This is a genomic window from Sporosarcina sp. resist (assembly GCF_014302295.1).
GTDB classification, from domain to species: Bacteria; Bacillota; Bacilli; order Bacillales_A; family Planococcaceae; genus Sporosarcina; species Sporosarcina psychrophila.
This window is the reverse complement of record NZ_CP060287.1, coordinates 473,471-496,348: the sequence shown is the minus strand read 5'-3', so window position 1 is coordinate 496,348 and position 22,878 is coordinate 473,471. Positions and strand designations below refer to the sequence as shown.

Annotated in this window: 19 protein-coding genes and 1 pseudogene; 6 read left to right on the top strand and 14 right to left on the bottom strand. The window is 41.7% G+C overall.

The genetic code is table 11. The features are described from left to right. Positions 1–13: 13 nt before the first annotated feature. From H7992_RS02465 to H7992_RS02430, 8 genes are all read right to left on the bottom strand, one after another. Positions 14–1,501: a PH domain-containing protein gene (locus tag H7992_RS02465; RefSeq protein ID WP_187046553.1), complete on the bottom strand. Its 1,488-nt coding sequence runs from the start codon at positions 1,499–1,501 to the stop codon at positions 14–16. Continuing rightward, on the bottom strand, positions 1,494–1,973 hold the full coding sequence (locus H7992_RS02460) for a PH domain-containing protein (RefSeq protein WP_067205295.1): 480 nt from the start codon (positions 1,971–1,973) through the stop codon (positions 1,494–1,496). Before H7992_RS02460 ends, H7992_RS02465 begins: the two co-directional genes overlap by 8 nt. Before the next feature lie 356 nt (positions 1,974–2,329). Next, positions 2,330–3,853 carry a degradosome RNA helicase CshA gene (locus tag H7992_RS02455; RefSeq protein ID WP_304627121.1) on the bottom strand — a complete coding sequence of 508 codons (1,524 nt, stop codon included), beginning with the start codon at positions 3,851–3,853 and terminating at the stop codon, positions 2,330–2,332. A 414-nt stretch (positions 3,854–4,267) separates the two neighbouring features. After that, entirely contained in the window at positions 4,268–4,960 is a 693-nt protein-coding gene (locus tag H7992_RS02450; protein WP_067205289.1) for an alpha/beta hydrolase, read from the bottom strand. Continuing rightward, positions 4,957–6,342: a UDP-N-acetylmuramoyl-tripeptide--D-alanyl-D-alanine ligase gene (murF, locus tag H7992_RS02445; protein WP_187046551.1), complete on the bottom strand. Its 1,386-nt coding sequence runs from the start codon at positions 6,340–6,342 to the stop codon at positions 4,957–4,959. The genes H7992_RS02450 and murF overlap by 4 nt, the downstream gene beginning before the upstream one ends. Positions 6,343–6,354: 12 nt before the next feature. Continuing rightward, complete coding sequence (locus H7992_RS02440; RefSeq protein ID WP_187046550.1) at positions 6,355–7,425, bottom strand: D-alanine--D-alanine ligase; 1,071 nt, start codon at positions 7,423–7,425, stop codon at positions 6,355–6,357. An 82-nt stretch (positions 7,426–7,507) separates the two neighbouring features. Next, positions 7,508–7,822 (bottom strand): DMT family transporter, encoded by a 315-nt coding sequence (locus H7992_RS02435; protein ID WP_067205281.1) that lies wholly within the window; start codon positions 7,820–7,822, stop codon positions 7,508–7,510. Then, on the bottom strand, positions 7,822–8,154 hold the full coding sequence (locus H7992_RS02430; protein ID WP_067205278.1) for a DMT family transporter: 333 nt from the start codon (positions 8,152–8,154) through the stop codon (positions 7,822–7,824). The genes H7992_RS02435 and H7992_RS02430 overlap by 1 nt, the downstream gene beginning before the upstream one ends. A gap of 184 nt (positions 8,155–8,338) precedes the next feature. Here H7992_RS02430 and H7992_RS02425 point away from each other — a divergent pair, with 184 nt between their 5' ends. Further along, positions 8,339–9,526 (top strand): FtsW/RodA/SpoVE family cell cycle protein, encoded by a 1,188-nt coding sequence (locus H7992_RS02425; protein WP_187046549.1) that lies wholly within the window; start codon positions 8,339–8,341, stop codon positions 9,524–9,526. 111 nt (positions 9,527–9,637) lie between these two features. After that, on the top strand, positions 9,638–10,822 hold the full coding sequence (locus H7992_RS02420) for an FtsW/RodA/SpoVE family cell cycle protein (protein ID WP_067205272.1): 1,185 nt from the start codon (positions 9,638–9,640) through the stop codon (positions 10,820–10,822). 189 nt (positions 10,823–11,011) lie between these two features. On the opposite strand, the gene H7992_RS02415 is transcribed toward H7992_RS02420, so the two are convergent. Continuing rightward, positions 11,012–11,152, bottom strand: a complete 141-nt coding sequence (locus H7992_RS02415; protein ID WP_186672238.1) for an Lmo0850 family protein — start codon at positions 11,150–11,152, stop codon at positions 11,012–11,014. A gap of 383 nt (positions 11,153–11,535) precedes the next feature. On the opposite strand from H7992_RS02415, the gene H7992_RS02410 reads away from it, so the two are divergent. Then, positions 11,536–12,714 carry an MFS transporter gene (locus tag H7992_RS02410; protein WP_187046548.1) on the top strand — a complete coding sequence of 393 codons (1,179 nt, stop codon included), beginning with the start codon at positions 11,536–11,538 and terminating at the stop codon, positions 12,712–12,714. A 78-nt stretch (positions 12,715–12,792) separates the two neighbouring features. Here H7992_RS02410 and H7992_RS02405 read toward each other — a convergent pair whose 3' ends face one another. Further along, positions 12,793–14,091, bottom strand: coding sequence for an MFS transporter (locus tag H7992_RS02405; protein WP_187046547.1), 1,299 nt, complete (start codon positions 14,089–14,091; stop codon positions 12,793–12,795). A 177-nt stretch (positions 14,092–14,268) separates the two neighbouring features. Between H7992_RS02405 and H7992_RS02400 the strand changes: the two genes are divergently transcribed. After that, on the top strand, positions 14,269–15,438 hold the full coding sequence (locus H7992_RS02400) for a tetratricopeptide repeat protein (protein ID WP_255428563.1): 1,170 nt from the start codon (positions 14,269–14,271) through the stop codon (positions 15,436–15,438). Between the two features lie 384 nt (positions 15,439–15,822). Here the strand turns inward: H7992_RS02400 and H7992_RS02395 are convergent, their stop codons facing one another. Continuing rightward, a complete protein-coding gene (locus H7992_RS02395; protein WP_082786789.1) occupies positions 15,823–17,148 on the bottom strand; it encodes an L-cystine transporter in 1,326 nt (441 codons plus the stop codon). A gap of 230 nt (positions 17,149–17,378) precedes the next feature. Here H7992_RS02395 and cls point away from each other — a divergent pair, with 230 nt between their 5' ends. Next, on the top strand, positions 17,379–18,830 hold the full coding sequence (gene cls / locus H7992_RS02390; protein WP_067205257.1) for a cardiolipin synthase: 1,452 nt from the start codon (positions 17,379–17,381) through the stop codon (positions 18,828–18,830). 201 nt (positions 18,831–19,031) lie between these two features. Here the strand turns inward: cls and H7992_RS02385 are convergent, their stop codons facing one another. Next, positions 19,032–19,961: a M15 family metallopeptidase gene (locus tag H7992_RS02385; RefSeq protein ID WP_255428663.1), complete on the bottom strand. Its 930-nt coding sequence runs from the start codon at positions 19,959–19,961 to the stop codon at positions 19,032–19,034. A gap of 115 nt (positions 19,962–20,076) precedes the next feature. Between H7992_RS02385 and H7992_RS02380 the strand changes: the two genes are divergently transcribed. Continuing rightward, complete coding sequence (locus H7992_RS02380) at positions 20,077–21,231, top strand: MFS transporter (RefSeq protein ID WP_187046546.1); 1,155 nt, start codon at positions 20,077–20,079, stop codon at positions 21,229–21,231. Positions 21,232–21,391: 160 nt separating this feature from the next. Here H7992_RS02380 and H7992_RS02375 read toward each other — a convergent pair whose 3' ends face one another. Both H7992_RS02375 and yidC read right to left on the bottom strand, forming a co-directional pair. Then, positions 21,392–21,640, bottom strand: coding sequence for a hypothetical protein (locus H7992_RS02375; RefSeq protein ID WP_067205252.1), 249 nt, complete (start codon positions 21,638–21,640; stop codon positions 21,392–21,394). Between the two features lie 263 nt (positions 21,641–21,903). After that, positions 21,904–22,671 (bottom strand): annotated as a pseudogene (yidC, locus tag H7992_RS02370) (membrane protein insertase YidC); the annotation flags it as partial. Positions 22,672–22,878 lie beyond the last annotated feature (207 nt).

Genomic DNA, 22,878 nt, shown 5'->3' with positions numbered 1-22,878 from the left:
TATTGAAAGCGAATCAAGCATCCTTCGAATTCTTCTCATACCACGAAAGCAGCTTCTCGGCTTCTGACTCTTCCATATGATGTACTTGTGCACTAAAAGTACTCATACCAGATTTGATGTTAGTGGCTAATGTGGCTACACTTTTTCGTTTGTGGAAGTAGTTTTGTTTCATTTCCATCGATTGAATTCTTTTTTTCATCAAGAAAGCGGTCTGAAGGCTAAGGTTCCTGAATCGCATCGTCAGCTGATTACCCGATATCCCGTAAGCAGCCGATCGATGTTGCCATAATCCGAATAGGACAATGACCGGTACGATGAAGAGTGACAACAACCCGTATGGAAAGAAAAAGTATGTCAATGCGCCGATCGCAGGAATCATCCATAGGAAATCGCTACGATAGAAAAAGCGCTTGCCGCGTGCTGGCAGTTTTTCCGTCGGTTCATCAAGTATAAGATCCGGGAATATCTCTTTCAATGGTCCATAGATATCCGCTTTTTTTACCAAAGGAAATAAATTTATTTTCGCCCCTTCCGCTCCGCCTCCTCCCGCACTATCAATTGCAACAGCAGCGTAGCCGAATAGTTGCCTAAAAGGATTCTCAATAATACGTACGCTTTGAACCCTGTTCAGCGGCACTGTCATCCGTTTTTTCTCAAGTAGACCGCGCGTAATAACGATGTCTTCTTTTTCAAGTGAAACAGTAAAACCGTAATATGCCAGGAATGTCATGGCAACCGATATCCCCCACACAAAAACGAATCCTAAAAACACAGCAATTGCAACGATAAGAAGACCGAACTTGATGAAGCCTGAAATCTCTTCATACATCCATTGAAACGGTATCATCTCCGCAAACTGCGATAAGAAGATCCCCACGCCCGAAAGAATAATTCCAATCCCACCTGATGTAGTTGCTAGGATAAGCAGACCTTTCGATGACATTGTAAAAACTGATTTCCTTTGCGGTTCTTCCACTGCTTGAATTATTTCTGGCAGTTCTCCATTTTCCAGCAAAGTTTCCTTCTTACCACTTTTCGCCTGCGCTATTTCCATTTCAATTCTACTTGCCGCCTCTTTCGTAATCGCGGTCAATTCTGCCTCCGACTTTTTCGAAGAGGAGCTACCTGCTGTCTCCACTTTCACTTTGACAAGTTTGAAAGGTCGGTGCAAAATCCCTTCCGTATAATCGAGGCTTTGAATTCGGTCAAACGGAATATAGCGTTTCTTTTTCACAAATAACCCATATTCGATTCGAAGTTCATTATCTTCAAACCAGTATTCAAAACGTTTCCACTTAATAATACCTGTGATGAAAAAAGCGATAATGAGGACTCCGAAAATGATGAAGGATAAGTAATCCAAATACCATTTCCCAGATCCCACATCATTCAGCCCATTAGCGAACACGAGGACAATAATCGGTAATATCGCATCTTTCGCCGTCTTCAATACTTCAATAATGGCTGTAATCCAGTGTAATTTATAGCGTGTCTCAGACATCTTCTTCCGCCACCCTTGCAAGCGCTGATATCCTGCTCCGAAGTTCATCCGCCTCTTCCATCACAAGAGCAGGTATTGTATGATTCGTCGCCGCCGTGGAAATCGTGATTTCCGCCAAGTTATATTTTCGTAAAATCGGTCCTTGCGCGGTGTCTACGTGCTGAACACGCACCATTGGAATCAACGTCCGTTTGACGATAAAAATACCATGTTGCAGCTCAATTTCTGATTCACGCACTTCATAGCGCCATCGCATCCATTTAACTTTGGGAAATAAATAAATGAAAAAGTACGCGAATAGGATTACGACAACCGCAGCCACCGCATATATCCACCATGGACCTTCAAATATATAAGCCAATACCCCCGCGGCAATTGCTACAAGTAAAAGGAATCCTGTTTCCATAATGCCGTATAATCTCCATACCTTTAATCCTTTTTCCGATATACGATTCACCGGTTGTTCTCTCATATGAACACCTCTTCCTCTCTACTTATTCTATACGATTAAGAGCGCGAAATGTTTCATTTTGATGGATTGTTGCTAAGAGGGTTGAGGGAGTGTTGTTTAGTTTTCGCGTAGTGTTGTTTAGTTTGGAGATTGCGTTGCATACCTTGAGCTATATGTTGTCTAGTTCAGACGAAACGTTGCTTTGTCGTGTGGATGTTGCTTAGTTTCGGCTTTGTGTTATTTAGTTCAGAGACTTCGTTGCATACCTCGGACTTGGTGTTGCCTAGTCCTCACATTCCCCTTCGAACTTTATTGTATACAAAAAAAGATCCGGGTAAGCGCTCATTGCGCTATCCGGATCTTTTAAAGGTTCATTATTAACGATCTGATTTAGTAGTACGTGAACGACTGCTGCTGTCTCTTCTAGCTCCGTCACGGCTACCGCTTGGTGCGTTGCCGCCACTTCCGCCACTACGACGAGCTCCGCCGCCATAACCACGTCCGCCGCCACCGCTTGATGGACGTCCGCCGCTACGGTTACCTTTATAACCACCGCCGCCGCCGCGAGAATTTCCGCGTGATGGTAATGGACGCTCTTCCGAAATTGATACAGGTGTATCATTCGGTTCGCGAGTTAATGAACGAAGTGCTGCTGCAACTAGATCTTTAGCTTCGAATTTCTCAAGCAAATCAGCTGCAAGATGTGTATAATCACTCAATTCATTTTTAGTAACAATTTCAGTAAGTTGTTCCACAGCCACACGTTGCTGACCAAGAATTGCTTCGTCAGAAGATGGTGGGTTCAATGGAGTCATTTGTTTTTTAGTTGTTTCTTCTACAATACGAAGGTAACCCATTTCACGTGGTGTTACGAATGTAATTGCTACTCCACTTTTCCCTGCGCGTCCTGTACGACCAATACGGTGAACATAGCTTTCAGGATCTTGTGGAATATCGAAGTTGTAAACGTGTGTTACGCCTGAAATATCGAGTCCACGTGCCGCAACGTCAGTTGCAACAAGGATATCAACTTTACCTTCTTTGAATTGCTTAAGGACAGACATCCGTTTCGCTTGAGTCAAGTCGCCGTGAATTCCTTCAGCAATGTATCCGCGGATACCTAGTGCCTGAGATAGTTCGTCAACGCGACGTTTTGTACGACCAAAGATGATTGCAAGTTCAGGTTGTTGAACATTTAGAAGACGTGAAAGGATATCAAACTTTTCGCGTTCTTGTGATTTAACGAAGAACTGTTCGATATTTTCAACAGTCATTTCTTTAGACTTGATTTTAACCATTTCCGGGTTTTTCATGAACGTTTCTGCAATTTTGCGGATTGGTCCAGGCATAGTAGCCGAGAATAGAAGTGTTTGGCGCTCAGCCGGTACACTCGCAAGAATTGTGTTGATGTCTTCGATGAAGCCCATGTTCAACATTTCATCTGCTTCGTCAAGTACAAGTGTTTGTACGCCGTCTAATTTCAATGTTTTACGTTTGATATGGTCAAGAATACGTCCTGGCGTACCAACGATGATTTGTGGGTTATTGCGCAATGCACGGATCTGACGTCCAATTTCTTGTCCACCGTAAACAGAAAGAATGCGTACACGTTTGTCAGCACCAATTCTGTAGATTTCTTCAGAAACCTGAATAGCCAATTCGCGTGTTGGAGCAATTACTAGTGCCTGTACTGCAGTGTTTCTGATATCAACCTTTTCAATGATTGGAATACCAAATGCAGCTGTTTTACCAGTACCAGTTTGCGCCTGGCCGATAACGTCGCGACCTTCCATACCAAAACGGACAGTACCTTCTTGGATTGGTGTTGCTTCTTCAAACCCCATTTTAGCTAGTGCGCGTTGTGTTGATTCACTGATATTTAAATCCGAAAAATTAGTCAAACTTATCAATCTCCTTTGTTTTTTCATTTGACAATTGGTTACATTTGCAAATGAAGGCACGGCAAATTCGAGCCTGTTAAAAGGGAACGTTTCCGATATTTTGCATTCTCTATAGTATAAGTAGAGGTTATGGTTGAAAAGGAAAGCCCGGTCTTTGCCGAGCGGTTCGATCAATGGACAATTCGTCCAACTTATATGAGCAAACCGTTATATTCAAAAAAAAGTACCCTTCACTTCTTGAAGAGTGCTACGTAAATGTATCCAATGTTCATCACAGTATACCATGGGAAAAAGCACTTCGCAATCAATCCGCTTAAGTAGTAATAATCAGTTTACTCACCAAAAAGCGAAAGCGGCTCGCCTAGACGCTGGAGCTAGACATCATCAAAAAGCCGATTTTTCACTCACCCATGGTCAATCTTCCCGCATGAACCGAAGCACTTCATTGAACCAATTGTCACAGTCATCGCTGTAACAGATATGATGCTTCCCAACAGGTGATTTTATGAATTCCTTTTTTTCGGAGCCAAGTTTTTTTAACAAGTGCTCAGCGGTAGTAAACGGGACAATTCCATCTTTCTCACCTTGAACGATACATACAGGTGTTTTAATCAAACCATAATAAGGTTTGACGATGCTCACAATGCGTAAAAATTCGAAGACTGCACGCAACGGTGTGTGTGCAAGCTTATATTCATACAAATGATAAAATGTATTTGGTGGATATTTTTTCATAAGCGGTTTTGCCAACATGATTCTCATCTCTTTCAAAAGGATGCGTGGACTTATATATCTTGCCGCCGCGCTTAACAAGACAAGTTTGTCGATTTTATACCTCAGTCCAAGATACATCGCAATCAGTCCGCCCATCGAAAAGCCGACCACGATTACGCGGTCGACTTCTTTTTGCAGTCTTTTAAGTGCAAGTTCCGCTTCCATCAACCAGGAAGCAGCGGATCCTTTTTCAAGATTCAGCGTGATGCCATGGCCAGTCAATGTCGGTATAGCTAACTGCCAGTTCGTTTTCATTTTCAAGAAATTCACAAGCGGCCTTACTTCAAATGGACCGCCTGTAAAGCCATGTATGAATAGCACGCCCGTTTTCATTTCCCGGCTCCTTTACCCATCAGATCTTCTAGAATATATTCAAGTGCCATTCCACGTGAACCTTTTAACAGTACAATCGAATCTACGCCAGTATATTCCCGGAGTGCGTTCACAATAGGAGTATAATCCTTTTCTGACCATAATAGCCGCGTTTCCATGCCACCGTTTTGCAATTTATCATGTAACCATTTCATACGCGGACCATAGAGTAGAATGCCTTCTAGCTTCATCGCAACCAGTTCATCGGCTAGATTTTCATGATAAACCTGCTCTTCGTCACCCAGTTCTAACATATCAGCAAGTACAACCCATTTTTCTTTACGTAATTCAGTATCCTCCATGAAAGCAAGTGCTGCACGCATTGATGTCGGTGCTGCGTTGTATGCGTCATTAATGAACAATGCACCATTATCGACACTAACCGGCTGCATACGCATATCCGTTAAGGACGCTTGGCGAAGTGATCCGCGGATGTCATCGACACTGATAGCTGCTTCATTTGCAATAAGAATTGCAGCCAGCGCATTTTTAACTTGATGCGCCCCGTATACAGGGATTGTGAATTCTCCGTCTAGTAAGCCAGTGACTGTAAAACGACTTCCTTCATCGCCAGATTCAATCTTTTCGAGTGACAACATCGTTTCTTTTTCATAGCCAAACGAAACAGCTTGAACTGCAGTAAGCTGATCAACAAGACCTTGTAGAAGCGGTTCGTCGCCGTCGTAAAATAGCTTGCCACCTTCTTGCAATCCATCGATAATTTCGAATTTCGCTTTGGCGATTCCTGCACGCGATCCAAGATCCTGCATATGCGCTTCTCCGATATTCGTAATCACAGCAAAATGTGGTTTCGCCAGTTTCGATAAAAAGGAAATTTCCCCGAACCCACTCATGCCCATTTCCAAGATTGCAAACTCGGTATCTTCCTCAAGCGACAATATCGTCAATGGTAAACCAAGTTCATTATTATAGTTCCCTTCCGTTTTTCGGACGTTGAAATACGGAGACAATACACTTGCAATTAAATCCTTTGTTGATGTTTTGCCATTCGATCCTGTAATGCCGACGACTTTACATTGAAGCATCCCCCGATAAACGCGTGCCATTTCCTGGAGCGCCAACTCGTGATTCTCGACAAAAATTAGCGGCACATTTGCAGGTGGATCCGGTTCATCTTTCAACCACAAAGATGCGACCGCACCCTGTTTAATCGCTTGTTCCACATAATTGTGACCATTTACTTGTTCCCCACGAAAAGGGATAAATAGGTCCCCCGCCGATGCAGTTCGTGAATCAATGGACACACCCGTTGCGAATATGTCTTCTAAATTTTGGCCAGCCGCCTGTATCCAATCAGCGATTTCGGTTAACTTCCGTTTCACTTCAAATCACACTCAATCCATCGTATATTGTAATGTTTGCTTTTCCGCATGTCGTTCCAGTGCTAGTTCGATCAGCCCGTTGATTAATTCAGGATAAGCTACACCTGTTTTCTGCCATAGTAGCGGGAACATGCTTGTCGGTGTAAAACCTGGCATTGTATTCACTTCATTAATCAAGACTTCGTCGTCCGCAGTGACAAAAAAGTCTGCACGGACGAGTCCCGAACAGTCAAGCACTTTAAAGGCACGGACAGCCATGTCTTCCATTGTCTTTTTAACTTCCTCAGTTACTTGTGCAGGGATGGCCAGTGTTGTGTTGCCATCTGTATATTTCGCTTCATAATCGTAAAATGCCGCAACAGGTTTAATCTCCCCTGACACTGAGCATAGCGGTTCGTCGTTACCCATGACGCCCATTTCGATTTCACGTGCAGTTACGCCTTGTTCGACGATGATTTTCCGGTCGAATTTCAGAGCAATATCCACAGCTTCGATTAAACCTTTGCGGTCCGTTGCCATGCTTATACCCACACTGGAACCAAGATTCGCAGGTTTTACGAACATCGGCCAGCCGAGCTCTGTTTCCATTTTGTCGACTAACTGTTGCTGTTCTTTGACCCATCCAGTACGGATAAAGTGTACATAAGGCACTTGTTTCAATCCTACTTGCGCGAATAACTGCTTCATGACGACTTTGTCCATTCCCGCTGACGATGCCAGTACACCATTACCGACGTAAGGGACATTCATCACCTCAAAGAGCCCTTGAACCGTTCCATCTTCACCATTTGTTCCGTGCAAAAGTGGAAAAATGACGTCTGGAGCGCCCGTTCCTCCATTCAAGAAATCATGTATACTATCTGGTTGACTGGAGCCATCCCCCTCAAGGCGAAGCTCTTCAATCGTTTTCGCGGAGCTTTCAAGTGATTCTCCTTTTCTCCACTCACCGTCGTACGTTATATAAATTGGAACTACTTCGTATTTATCAAAGTCCACCGCTTGTGTCACTGCACGTGCAGTCGACAGCGACACCTCATGCTCAGCCGATTTTCCACCGTAGACCAATCCTAGTTTTTTCTTCATATTTTCCCCTCACAATCTATTAGTTTCATTCCTTCAGTTTACCATGAACAGCTCACTTTCATGATGATTTTATGTAAGATATTCAACCAAACAACTTAAGTCCCGTAACACCTGCAATGATGAAGGATAAAAACAGGAACTTTAGCGCACTTCGCTTTTCACGAAAAAAAACCATGCCTATTAGAACACTACCTGCTGCACCTATCCCTGCCCAAACGGCATACCCTGTTCCAACGGGTAAATCTTTTATAGCAACTGATAATAAAAAGAAACTGAGTGCTGCTGTTAGAACAGTCAATACTGTATATTTTTTATTTCGGAATCCTTCCGATAATTTCATCATAATAACGAACGCCACTTCGAATAGCCCCGCAATAATTAAGATTATCCAAGACACTATTTAGTCTCCCCCTGTCCATCAGCAAGTTTAAGTCCGACGATGCCAACAAGAAGAAGCACTAGAAAAAACAGTTTACCAATACCTGCTCCTTCATTGAATAGGATAATACCGACAATTGCTGTTCCAGCCGCACCGATTCCTGTAAAAATAGCATATGCAGTACCAATGGGTATTTTCTCCATTGCTTTCGCGAACAGGAAAAAGCTAACTATGATGAAAACCAGCGTTACTATTGAAGGGAGAAGGACTGTAAAGCCCTGCGCTTCTTTTAATCCAATTGCCCAAATGATTTCAGTCATGCCTGCGATCAGTAAATAAATCCATGCCACAACGAAAATCTCCTCTCATATTCACACAGTTAAAATAGACCTTAAATTCCCCACAAGTTTAGCATGCCCATCTTTCAAGAGGCAACTTCGCGGTTGCCTTTACGTCCAATATGAGGAAATGCATACTCTACTCCGATGAGCTATACTTAAGAATGCTAGATTAGATGGAAAAACAGGTGATAATATGAAACAAACAAACAAGCCTGCAGATCGTTTCGACTGGACACTAGCCTTTATTTTATTGCTATTTTGCATTATAAGCATATTTACAATTGCTTCCGCTCAAACATCCGGGCAGTATTCAATAAACTTTGTGCCATTACAAATTAGATGGTATATCGTAGGCGCATTCATCATTGCTATGGCTATGTATCTGGAACCTGAACAATATAAACAGATGGCATGGTACTTATACGGACTCGGAGTTTTTCTTCTCGTCTTCCTCTTTTTAGCCCCAGGAGGAGATGGACAAATTGCTGAAATGCGACTTGGCGCAAAAAGATGGCTTCATCTTCCGGCTATCGGAACAATTCAACCTTCTGAATTCATAAAAACATTTTTCATCCTAGGCATGGCGCGCATGGTGAGTTCTCATAATGAAAACTTTGTGGAAAGAACAATAAAAACGGATTTTCTTCTCCTTGGAAAGATTATGGTTGTTCTTCTCCTACCGCTCGCATTCATTGTGAAACAGCCTGACCTCGGAACTTCTTTAGTATTCATGGCAATTACGGCCGCCGTCATTGTCGTTGCAGGAATTTCATGGAGAATTCTATTACCACTTTTCGCAGGAACAGCCGCAATTGGTGGGGGATTATTATGGATGGCCCTCTATGCGCAAGATTTCATGGAAGACACACTCGGTTTTTCCCGCTACCAGTTTAAAAGAGTTTATTCGTGGCTCGATCCATATTCTTACCCTTCTGATGAGGGTTATAACCTACTAACCTCCATGACAGCTATCGGCTCAGGTGGTATTAACGGCAAAGGTTTTCAAAGTCGCGAAGTATACATTCCAGAAAATCATACCGATTTCATATTCAGTGTTATCGGAGAAGAATACGGCTTCATAGGCGCTAGTCTCGTGATTACATTGTTTTTCATCCTTATTTATCATTTGACGCGTGTTGCACTTGAACTAAAAGATCCATTTAGCGTGTATGTCTGTACAGGTATTATCGCCATGATTACGTTCCATGTCTTTGAAAACATAGGCATGACAATCCAGTTACTTCCGATTACCGGAATCCCCCTACCATTCATCAGTTACGGCGGGAGTTCGCTAATGAGTAATATGCTCGCAATCGGTTTAGTCTTCAGTATGAAATTCCATCATCGAACGTATTTGTTCGACTCTGATGATGAAGATTGATTAGCAGAGTTCATTAGACAATAGTAAAAAAAGAAACCATCGCAACTCCTTTCCGTTATACTAAGAAATGTAGAAAGTAATCCTATTTTAGTGAAATCAAGGTGACTATATATGAAAATACCTAATAAACCGGCAGATCGTTTTGACTGGACACTTGCATTTATCCTGCTGTTATTTTTCCTTGTCAGCTTGTTCGCGATTGCTTCGGCTCAGACGACTGGCCAATACACCATAAACTTCGTACCCTCGCAAATTCAATGGTACTTCATCGGATGTGTCATTATCGCGATTACGATGTTTTTAGAACCGGATCAATATAAGAAAGCTGCCTGGATTATTTACGGCGGCGGTGTATTTATTTTAGCCCTGCTAATTATTCTTCCGGATAGCATGGAGCTTGTGGCAAAAAGAAATGGTGCAAAAAGCTGGTTTCACCTCCCTGGGGTAGGAAGCATCCAACCCGCTGAGTTCATGAAGACATTTTTCATCATCGGCATGGCGCGCATGATTACGACGCATCACGAAAAGTTCGTTAAGAAAACATTGAAGACCGACTTTTTTTTACTCGGGAAAATAATTGCTGTTCTATTCTTGCCGTTGCTTTTCATCATGATGCAGACCGATCTTGGTACTGGACTTGTCTTCATAGCGATTACGGCAGCGTTCGTCGTTGTAGCAGGAATTACGTGGCGAATAATTTTGCCAGTATTTGTCGGGACCGCGACGATTGGAGCGACTTTGCTGTGGATGACACTCTATGCACAGGACTTCCTTCAAAACAAACTTGGTTTAAGACCATATATGTTTGAACGTATCTATTCATGGCTCGATCCTTATTCCTATTCTTCGAATGAAGGGCGTCACCTTATTACGTCACTCAATGCGATTGGCTCGGGTGAAGTTTTCGGAAAAGGTTATAAAGGCCGCGAAGTGTACGTCGCAGAAAGCCACACCGATTTCATCTTCACAACGATTGGGGAAGATTGGGGATTCATCGGCGCTAGCTTAGTTATTTGCTTGTACTTTTTCCTCATTTATCACTTGACGAAAATTACGCTTGAATTGAAAGATCCATTTAGTACGTATATATGCGCAGGTATTATTGCAATGATTACGTTCCATGTCTTTGAAAACATCGGGATGACGATTCAGCTACTCCCGATTACTGGCATCCCGCTGCCATTCATCAGTTATGGCGGTAGTTCACTAATGGGGAATATGCTCGCAATTGGATTAGTATTCAGTATGAAGTACCATCATAGGACGTACATGTTTAGTTCGGATGATGACGAATAAAGAATAGCGGAAAGCGCCCGCTTAGACGCGACAGGCATAAGTCGATCTAGCGACGTGGCGCCCTTTGCCACATAGCTGAATTGCTTATGACCCGAGCGGCTGGCGCCTGGAGTCTAGACACCAAGACAAAAAAAGCTTCGACGGAAAAATCCGTCGAAGCTTTTTTTTGTCTTGGTACTATCACTTTCTTTATTGAGATTGAATTTGTGGGGCTTGTGCAAGTGGCGCGAGGGCTTTCAGCATTTCCAGACGGGATTTCGTCATCGTAGCCGAAACACCCAACTTCGCCAAGTTGGAGATGATTGTTTTCAAATCAACTTCTTTAGCCATCTTTTCCACCTCGACCTTTCTATTAGTTCTAGACGAATATGCATCAGTAAAGTTTCGTTCTACAGGTAAATGTCGTTCTATTTTGCTCGTACTACAATTATACCACTCCTGTCCACTTTTAAATCTTTCATTATTGTTACAGTTATTAACTTTTTGTAAATGTTTCATACATCAAGGTAGGTAATTTGACAAAAAATCTATTTGCAGATGAATTTTCCGGGTAGCGTTGTTTACTTTGGACAAAACGTTGTTTACTTTCCACTTAGTGGTATCAACTTCAGACAATACATTGTAAACCTACCACCTCCTCCCCTTTTCCATTGTCTGATTTACATACGAAGGGTAGAATGAATATATTGATTCAGTCGAAAGTGGGTTTGAATATGAAAAAAGCAATCCTTCTACTTATGTCCGTACAATTTTTTGTTTATCTTGGGTTTGGTATTATAATTCCAATTCTTCCTGAAGTTATCTTGCAGCAAGGATTATCTGAAGTACATGTTGGCGGATTACTGACCGTTTATGCACTAGCATCTTTCTTTACCGCGCCGCTATGGGGGGCTTTGTCAGACAGAACCGGAAGAAAAAAGCTCATTTTAATAGGACTAATTGGCTTCAGTCTTAGTTTCTTCCTATTTGCTTTGTTCATCGAGAACTTGCCGCTATTGTACGCGTCACGCGTTGTGGGAGGGATATTCTCTGGTGCACTTTACACCGCTGTTACTGGATTCGTTGCAGATATGACGGATGACGAAAACCGTAATAAATATATGGGACTGCTTGGTATGTCAATTGGACTTGGTTTTATTTTCGGACCAGCAATCGGGGGCGTACTTGGTAATGTCAGTCTTCAATTACCATTCATTGCTTCTGGTACCTTGACAGTGCTCCTTATGATTTATGCAGGAATTATATTGAAGGAACCGGAACGACGTGGAGAGGCGAATAAACGTGCTCTCCTACCAAAAGGTGGAGCTATGCTTTGGCAATATCGTATCCGTTATCTATTTCTATTCTCGTTCATGGTGACATTCCTTCTCGCCGGGCTTGAATCTACGTTCCAGCTGTTCCAAATCTCAAAAATTGAAATCACACCACTTCAGCTTGGTTACTTGTTTATGGCTAGTGGTTTCGTCGACGCGGCAATTCAAGGCGGCGTCGTTCGCCGTGTGAAAAACGGAACGGAAACGAAATGGATTATTGGGGCGCAGATCGTTACCGCACTTGGCCTGTTCCTTATTCCGTTTACATCAAGCCTTTTCTGGGCCGGTTTTGCGCTGAGTGTCTTCACTGCGGGGAACGCACTTGCCCGTACGGTACTCGTTTCATTAACAACAAAAGAGTCTGGCGGAAAATACGGAACAGCTGCTGGGATGACATATTCCATGGATAACATGGGACGCATCATCGGTCCGCTGTTATTCACATGGATTTTCACGCAAGAAGCCGGCAATATGTACTTCATTTCCACAGTTCTTGCAATTCTATCTATCGGGCTAATCTTCGCCTTTAGGAAGTCTGCTAAATCGTTGCGGAATTTGGAAGCAACGCTGAATAACTAATTCGAATAGTAAAGACCACCTTTCTAAAATTGAAGACAGGTGGTCTTTGCTATTTCACATTAAAAATGTTGCTAATAATTATTCTGAAATAACCTCTGATTCCTTCACATTTGAATTTCCGAGTTCCGGATGAGCTTTAATCATGACTGATGGCCGTGCCAACACGAGAATAACCCCAATTAGTATTAGACTCGAAACAATGAGAATCCATTGTGCCGGGAATATATCATATAAGAACCCGTAGATAACTACTCCAAGGGGCATAAGTGCCATCGACATTGTTTCCAGGATTGAAAATACGCGTCCTTTATAATCATCGTCAATCATTTTCTGCATCATTACTTGCATGGGCGTATTTACTATAATTATTGTTGCTCCAAAGCTAAACATGATGAATGCATAAAACCCAAACATAAAATTATAGTGCATAGGTATTAAAAGAGGAATTGCTACGCTTCCCATAATGGCACCCATTCCGAGAATGCCTCGTTTTGAGATAAGCAACGGATACTTCACTTCTTTACGCATCGTCAGATAGATTGACAATAGTAGCATCCCCACCGCAAATGCACCTTCCGTCAATCCAAAATGTGTCGATACCATCTTCATCTTTTCAATAAGAATGAAGGAATAACCGACTTGGAATGCACCAAATAGAAAGTTGATGAATAAAGCAATCCAAATCAATGTCATCAGAATTGGTTGTAATTTTAAATAGGCTAATCCAGCCTTCATACTTTGCATCATCGATTCCTTCGGTTCCCCATCGACTATTTCTTTACGTTTCGCAAATAACTTGAAATTCATCGTTGATTCTAGAAATACCCCAATAATCGAAGCAGTCATATACATTATGAGAAATACCGGCATCGGGACTGTTCCATACAATAAACCACCTACCGCCGGGCTTCCGATTGCCGCAAATGAAATGGACATTTGGTTCAGAGACATCGCTTTTTGAATTCGTCCTTCATCAATAAGTCCAGTAATAGAAGAGCTGAACGTTACGCCCGAAAATGTTGATGTGATCGATAAAACAACAGTTGTAGTGTAGATTGCAATTAAAGACAATCCAGAAGTCAGACTTACAATCAAGAGCCCCCCGATTGCAAGAGTTGAAGCAACTTGAGCGGTAATAATGATTGTCTTTCTTGAATACCGATCAGCCGCGTAGCCTGCAAAAGGCGCAACAAGTGTCCGTGGTAAAAGGTTGCAAATAAGGTTCGTCGCAAAACTTGTTGCGGATCCAGTTAGTTGTAAAATGTAAAAACTAATAGCGAATGCATATACCTGTGCCCCGAACGAAGAAATGAGCTTACTGATTGTGAACGTCCACAGATGATAAGTGGCTTTTTTAAGCTTTAAAACCTCTTGCATACAAACACTCCCGTCTGAATTGTTTAATTTCATTAAACGAATAATAACATGATAAACACTTCCATTACAAGTTAAAGTTTAATATAATTAAACTACGTAATTAAAACAGTGGAGGTGTGACCTATCGAAACGTTAGGTGAGCGAATACGCAAATTACGAAAACAACGGAAATTGACGTTGGAGGCTTTAGCGGGTGATGAGCTAACAAAAGGCATGCTTAGTCTCATCGAGAATAACAAGGCGAATCCTTCGATGGAAAGCCTATCTTATATAGCAGAAAGACTCGGTGTAGAAGTGGTGGAGTTATTGGAAGAAGTAAGCACACATGAACTAAGAGCACTGCTTGAGAAAGCGGAGATTCTGTATAATACCGAATTTGATATACGGACTGATGAATACACTCAGCTCATCACGCTAGTTGAGCCCTATGTCCCAAAATTGACACAAGGTTATGAATCAGCGCGCCTATTGGAAATATATAGTCGCTGTATTTATTATGAAAAAAAGAGTGGATGGCAAGTATTTTCCGATCGAGCTGCAACAATGTATGATCTGATGAACATCATTCCGAGGCGCGCAAGCATAGGAATATTCCGGGCATTTGTCAAATTTACCGAGCATAACTATGCACAATCACTAAGTACTTTGCTCCACGAACGTTCCGAAATCGAAGCTCGAAATGCATTTATCGATCCGATGACACGGCTTGACCTCGATTATATGGAAGCTGTTCTCCTTTTTGCAGTAGGAGATTCCGAGTCTGCCATACGAGTCATGAAAAGCGGTATTGAATTTTCAAAGCAGGAGCGGGTGTTTTATCGTATCGACCACTTATATAGGCTAGCAACCGCTCATGCAATAATGGAGGAAGATGAAGACCAATACGCTTATTATTTAAAGAAATTAACCCAATACGGGGATTTTTCGGAAGATAAAGAAGCAATATTTTTCACGAAGTTTGCGGAAGTCCATTATTTAAATTCTTTCAAAAAGTCCTACAAGGAAGCGCAAGAACAATGGGATCAGTTCTTAGATAAAGGTAAGTATTCTAATGACTACAGTCCCTTTATTAATCTAGAAAAAGGAAAATCCTTTTTCGGATTAAATGAATTTGAACATGCACTCGTGGCCCTCGAAAAAGTGAAGATTGCAGACTATACCCATCATCCATTCGACTTGTCGATTTTTTATGAAAAGGATGCATATAAAGCACTTTGCTACATGGAATTAGGCAATCTTATTGAAGCGAGACGCCTTGCATGGCTCGCCATGCAGAACATTTCAATGATGCCCCGTACGCCTTATAAAGATTTCATTTTGGAGACATATGAATTGTTAACAAAATAAAAATACCGCAGAAGACAATCGCGTCTTCTGCGGTATTTTTTGTTTTATGATTGGTCTGAAGTAATATATGATCGGTCAACCAAGATTTATGCTCGATTGCGAGATTATATGATCGGTCAAACAAGTTTATGCTCGATTGCAAGATTATATGATCGGTCAAGCAAATTTATGCTCGATTACAAAGTTATACGATCGGTCAAGCAAATTTATGCTCGATTGCAGCGTTATACGATCGGTCAAACACATTTATGCTCGATTGCAGCGTTATACGATCGGTCAAACACATTTATGCTCGATTGCAGCGTTATATGATCGGTCAAGCAAATTTATGCTCGATTGCAGCGTTATACGATCGGTCAAGCAAATTTATGCCCGATTGCACGATTATACTTCAGCCGTCTGCTTATCAAGCGGAGCGTTGTACATGTCTTTATCCAATTCGCCCGTTACACGTGCGGTCGTAACACCCGCCGTCATGGATCCGCTGACGTTTAATGCTGTACGGCCCATGTCGATGAGCGGTTCTACTGAAATCAGCAGTCCTGCTAATACAATCGGCAAGTCCAGTGCTGATAGAACAAGAATCGCAGCGAATGTTGCTCCGCCACCAACTCCAGCAACTCCGAATGAGCTGATTGCCACGATAGCGATCAATGTAACAAGGAATGTTGGTTCAAGCGGGTTCTGTCCTACTGAAGGTGCAATCATCACTGCAAGCATCGCAGGGTAGATTCCAGCACAACCATTTTGACCGATTGACAGGCCGAATGATCCGGCAAAGTTGGCAATACCATCAGGTACGCCGAGACGATTCGTCTGTGTATCAATGTTTAGTGGAAGCGCCCCTGCACTCGATCTTGAGGAGAAGGCAAATATCAATACTTCCCCTGCTTTTTTCACGTAAGTGATTGGGTTTAATCCCGATAGCGTAATAATGATTAAGTGAATGCCGAACATGATTAAAATCGCTACATACGAAGCAAGTACAAACTTGCCTAGACTATAGATAGCTGCAAAGTCAGACGTCGCTACGGTGGTTGCAATAATCGCTAAAATACCGTATGGAGTCAAGCGCAAGACAATCTTTACAACACCCATGATCAGAGAATAGATTGCATCGATTCCCTTTTTCACTGTAGCTGCATTTTTTTCATCTCTTCTTGTAAGTGTCAAATACGCAAATCCAAGGAATGCCGCAAAGATGACAACCCCAATTGTTGAAGTTGGTCGTGCACCTGTGAAGTCAAGAAACGGATTCGCAGGCAATAAGTCTATTAACTGATCAGGCAACGGACGGTCCGCGACTCCTTCCGATCGTTCTTCAATAGAAACACCGCGTGCAAGCTCAGCTTCCCCCTGCACTATTTCCTTCGCATCAAGGCCGAAAAGAAGTGTAACAGAAATCCCGATAACCGCGGCGATTGCAGTTGTTCCAATAAGAAGTCCTAATATCAATCCCGCCATCTTACCAAAATTCTTGCCGATTGTTATTTTCGTGAATGCCCCAAGAATTGAAATGAAAACGAGTGGCATAACAATCATCTGAAGTAATTTAACATAACCTGTTCCTATCAAGTTAAACCACGGCATAGACTCCTGCAATACTGTTGAATCTGTACCGTATGCGAAGTGTAAAATAAGTCCGTATGCAATTCCGAGACCCAGCCCGGTGAAAACACGTTTTGAAAACGAAACCTTTTTGCGATGCATACTATATAGTATACCGACGAGCAAGAGCAACCCGGCAATGTTTAAAATAAGTAATAATGTATTCACTTTTCTTCCTCCTAAGTTTTAGATAGCGTGTAGCATAAAGCACACTTTAAACCATTAATGTCTATCAGTCAAGTAGGTTTTATCTTAACTTCCACTGTTACTTCTTTTTTCTAAGTCTTCCGTTATACTAGTAAGATAAGCATTATATGTAAAGGAGGCCGCTTATGACTCAACTAATCAGCATCTCGGTTACGGCAGTTTTTATTTTGAATATATTTCTTGCGATTGCCCTTATTTTTCTAGAAAGAAGAGACCCAACCTCAACTTGGGCATGGCTCCTCGTCATATTTTTCATTCCATTTTTCGGTTTCTTTATTTACCTTTTACTCGGCAGGCAACTGAGGGAAAAACACCTTTTCCGTTGGGAAGGACGAAGTAAAATTGGTATCGATCAATTGATTGATTATCAAATTGAAGCAATAGAAGAAGATACCCTCGAATTTAGGCTAGATGATACAGCTCACTACAAGGACATGATTTACCTTCATCTTAGAAATAACCACGCTGTCTTGACGCAAGACAATGACGTTCAGGTTTTCAACGATGGCGCAGCTAAATTTGATGCACTTATCCATGACCTCGAGCAAGCAAAGGATCATATTCATTTTCAAACTTACATTTTCAAATTGGATACCCTGGGGACTAGGATACTAAACGTTTTAATACGAAAAGCGAAGCAAGGCGTAAAAGTGCGTGTACTCTTCGATGATATCGGTTCACGAGGGCTTCGCAAGAGACATTTGAAGGAACTGATTGATAACGGAGGAGATGTTGAAGCGTTTTTCCCAGCTACTATGCCACTTATCAATCCTCGAATGAATTTCAGGAACCATCGTAAAATTGTTGTTATCGACGGGCGAATTGGTTATGTTGGTGGATTCAACGTAGGCGATGAGTACTTGGGGCTGAACAAGAAGTTTGGTTATTGGCGCGATACACATCTGCGGATTGAAGGAAGTGCGGTACACCCGCTTCAGACGAGGTTTATATTGGACTGGAACCAAGCATCTGAAAAAAATGATATCGAATATGCAGAACACTTCTTCCCTGCTATCCCTCGTAAAGGTTCCGTCGGGATGCAGATTGTGTCGAGTGGACCCGACTCAGAATGGGAGCAGATTAAAGACGGTTATTTGAAAATGATTTTCATCGCGAAGAAATATATTTATATTCAAACGCCTTATTTCATCCCAGATATCAGCTTCTTGGACGCGCTACGCATTGCATGTCTCTCTGGAATCGATGTGCGGATAATGATTCCGAACAAGCCTGACCACATGTTTGTATACTGGGCAACCTATTCAAATGTTGGTAAATTATTAAAAGCAGGAGCAAAAGTTTATATTTATGAAAATGGCTTCCTGCATACCAAGCAAATCGTCGTTGATGATGAGCTTTCAACCGTCGGAACTGCCAATATCGATGTCCGCAGCTTCAAATTGAATTTTGAAGTCAACGCCTTCATTTATGATCGTGAAAAATCACATGAATTAGCTGAGCTTTTCGAACAGGATATGCAATTATCGACTGAATTAACCTATGAAATGTATTTGGAACGTTCTCGTCTCATTAAATTAAAAGAATCAGTTTCAAGACTACTTTCACCAATTTTATGATATAAGAAAGGCTTAATACGCCCGCTAGACGCGACAGGCATAAGTCGAGCGGCTGGCGCCTGAAGCTAGACACTAAGAAAAGCGCAAGATGTCTGGAGTCTAAATACCGACCTAAATACTTTCTTTTCATAGAACAAAAGGGACGCACCGCTAAAACGGTACGTCCCTTTTGTTCTATGAAAATATGAGTCACTTATGTGTTTATTGGACCCCTAAATATTCTTCTAACGTAAGATTTTTCTTGAAAATTTCGTCCGCAATTTCAAGACCAACATAACGGAAATGCCAAGATTCATGCATATATCCTGTAATCTGTTCTTTCCCCACTGGATAGCGCATAACGAAGCCGAATCGGTGAGCGTTTGCTGCCACCCATTTTCCTGCTTCTGTTTCCCCAAATGATGATGAAGCAAAGTGCTGTTCGAAATTCACTTCACCAATATCGAATGCCAGCCCTGTTTGATGTTCAGAATAACCCGGGCGTGCACTGTAGGTATCGGCCGCTTTCTCACCATCACGAGCAACATATCTCTCGTAAAGTGTCGTCTGGTATTCAAATGAGCGATAGGTGCTGAATGCATTGAGATTAAAACCTGTAAGTTTCGCTTCTGCCGCCATTCTTTCAAATGCCCCACGCGCTTTTTTGTCTTCTCCAGGTGCGTATGTTGCCGGAAGCGGATACTTTTTATTGGCGAGTAAAATCCCTTTTACAAACTTCGGTTCTTTAGGAAGCGTCTGACCTTCGATATATCCTCCGTTGTCAATCGCTGGATTCGGCTTTACTTCAGTACCAGATCCTGCACCGTTGTTTTTTGTTGGTTTGGATGGAGATTCAGGCGTAACCTCCTGCACTTTCCCTGGTTCGTCCTCTTCTTTCGTTTCTTCAGCATCTGGTTGCTCTACAAGGTCAGGGAGTTCGGTTGGTTCTGTTTCGTGGGCTGCGTCCTCATCCCCATTTGCAACAGACATACCAATGACTTCCTGCCCTTTTTTAATACTTTTTTCTACATCCCAGTCATTCATTCCAAGTCCAATTAGGAGTCCTGTCATAATGAAGCCGGAAATAATTAAAGTGATTGTTAAAGCTTTACCCTTTTTTTTCTTATTGGTATAGTTGTTTTTTCGTTTCATCAATAAGCCTACCTTCTCAATATATATGTATAGTCTACCATCATTTTTCTTTGTGGTCTGCGTATGCTATCATTTAATTTCACGATTATTGAATAGTTTGCAAGGGAGCGATAGGATGAAGAACCAAAGATGGCTTTCGATGAGTTTTTTCGCTTTTTTCTTTACTTGGGGCGTATTTCTTCCCTATTGGACTGGCTGGCTAACAATTGAAAAAGGTTTATCCGTAACAGCAGCAAGTTTTATTATGGGTGCTGGAATGATTGCACGATCGTTATCCACATTCCTTATCTTCCCGTATCTGACTCGAAAAATATCCATGATCCGTGTGATGAAATGGATTTCACTTACAGCACTTATTTTAACGCTCCTCTATTTACCAGACTCACCTTTCATCGTACTTCTTATTATTACCGTCCTATTCAGTGCAATCTATCCGATGATATTGCCTGCCGTCGAAAGCGGCGCGTCTATTTTAATGCAGATAGAAGGAATTCATTACGGAAAGAGCAGATCGTTCGGATCAATTGGCTACACTGTTGCTTTGTTGTTAATCGGAGCAGCTACAGCTATTTGGACTGAGCAAGCAATCCTTTACATAATGATTGTTGGGTTAACTATCTTAACATTATTTTTCATGCGACCAGCACCAGAAGCTTTGCGATTAAATCCAGTTCATGACGACACTACTAAACAAGCCATCAATTTCAAATCGCTCTTGACGTCCAAAGAATTTGCAATCGTCTTGCTACTCGCCATCCTTTTACAAGGGGCGCATGCGTCCTATTATAACTTCGGATTCATCTTCCTAGATAATCTTGGTGTTAATGGTCTTTATATCGGGATTATCTTGAATATAGCAGTGTTATTTGAAATATTGTTTTTTACACGTGCTGATCGATTGCTTGCAAACCTTAAAGTCTCCACGATGTTTCTCATAGCAGGGATCGGATCCACGGTAAGATGGGTACTAATTGCTTTATTTCCATACATATCTGTTTTCATCGGTACTCAAATACTCCATGCCTTGTCGTTTGGTGTAGCCCATTTTGCGTTCATAAAATTCATTTCTCAAAAACTGCCCCATGATCAACTTGCTACAGCACAAGGAATGTATGCAGCATTCGCGATGAGCCTGAGCACCGCAATCCTGACATTTTTAGGTGGTTACTTATATGACGTTTCACCACGGCTCGCATTTCTCGGTATGATTATTTGTTCTATTCCGGCTATCATCATCGTGCTGATGACTAGAAAGAAATATACCTATTAATAGAATAGACGCTTACCGGAAATTTCAGTTCCCGGTAAGCGTCTTTTCTTTACCTATATGTGTTGAAATAAAGAATCCTACCAACAACGCTAGGGGACGCCTTCGCTGGAGATTATATAGAATCACTCATTCAACATATATAGTTAATCATATGTTCAACTTACCTAACAATATTAAATATGAGCAACACTACAAAAGCGCCTCCGAAAAAAATAGACATCCATAACATCCATTTCGACTCGCGTACCATACCCTGCTCACGAAATGATTTCGCCCGAGCCCCATTTGTCAATGAAAACAGAGCCACCATCGACAAAACAGCGTTGTTCAAGTCGAGCTTGATGATGAAATAGACCGAAGCTAATGCGGCTGCTACAATCCCGATTCCAAATAACCATTTAGTCTGCACATCGATATCCTCCTATGCCTTGTAATCTACATATGTTGACCATTATCTGATTCCTGTAATCTGACCAGAAAAAAGGCCGAAGATTTCTCTCCAGCCTACTTTCATTTATCGTCTTTAGTGTCTATCTTTTTTACTTCTTTTACTTCTTTTACTTCTTTTACTTCTTTTACTTCTTTTACTTCTTTTACTTCTTTTACTTCTTTTACTTCTTTTACTTCTTTTACTTCTTTTACTTCTTCAGCATTTATAACCTCTTCAGCATCTTCTACAACCAGTTCAGGATGCTTGTAATAGAACTTGCGGCCTAAGTACGTTTGGAAGATAAGGAGAAGTCCCCCAACTGCCCAGTAAAGGGGTAGTGCTGCCATCGCCTTGAATGAAATGAACATAATCATAACTGGCGATAAGTAAATAAATGCTTTCATCTGTTTCTTCTGCTGCTCCGGCATTGTCCATAGTGATACACGTGCTTGGACGAAGTAAACTGCACCAGCAAGAACCATCATAATCATATCCGGCTCTCCGAGATTAAACCAAAGAAACTCATGTGTTTGTACTTCAGTAGAATTGAGGATAGCAAAGTAGAGACCCATGATGATTGGCATCTGGATGACTAACGGAAGACAACCCATATTAAGTGGATTGACACCATGCTTCGAATAAAGTCCCATCATTTCTTGCTGAAGCTTCACTTGCTCATCTTTTTGTTCTTTTTCTTTTGCTTCTTTCAAACGCTTTTGAATGTCTTCCATCTCAGGGCGGAGCGCATCCATTTTAACTTTCATATTCTGTTGCGACTTATAGTTTTTCAGCATAAGCGGCATTAGGACCAACCGGATTAATACCGTAATGAGTATAATCGACAGGCCGTAATTCCCATTGAAGAAATCACTGAAAAAATGCAGTAACCAATCCATCGGCTTAACGAAAAGATTATAAAATGTACCTTCTTTGTTCTCGATGCCTGCACAACCGCTTAGAAAAACGGCAGTGGTCATTAACATCGTAACTAATCCAATTTTCTTCTTCATTAGATTCACCTTCACTATTTCAAACTATTAAAAAGTATACCTTACCTAGTCCTCAAATTACAACGATTGACCGTTCGGAAAATTTTTTCTTCCCCAGTAATGGAGTAACGAAAATAATCTCCTGCCAGACCTCTTCGGAATTGCCTAGGTGTTTGACCGGTTTATTTTTTATCTATGCGTGTGAAATAACTTTGATTACAAAATAGA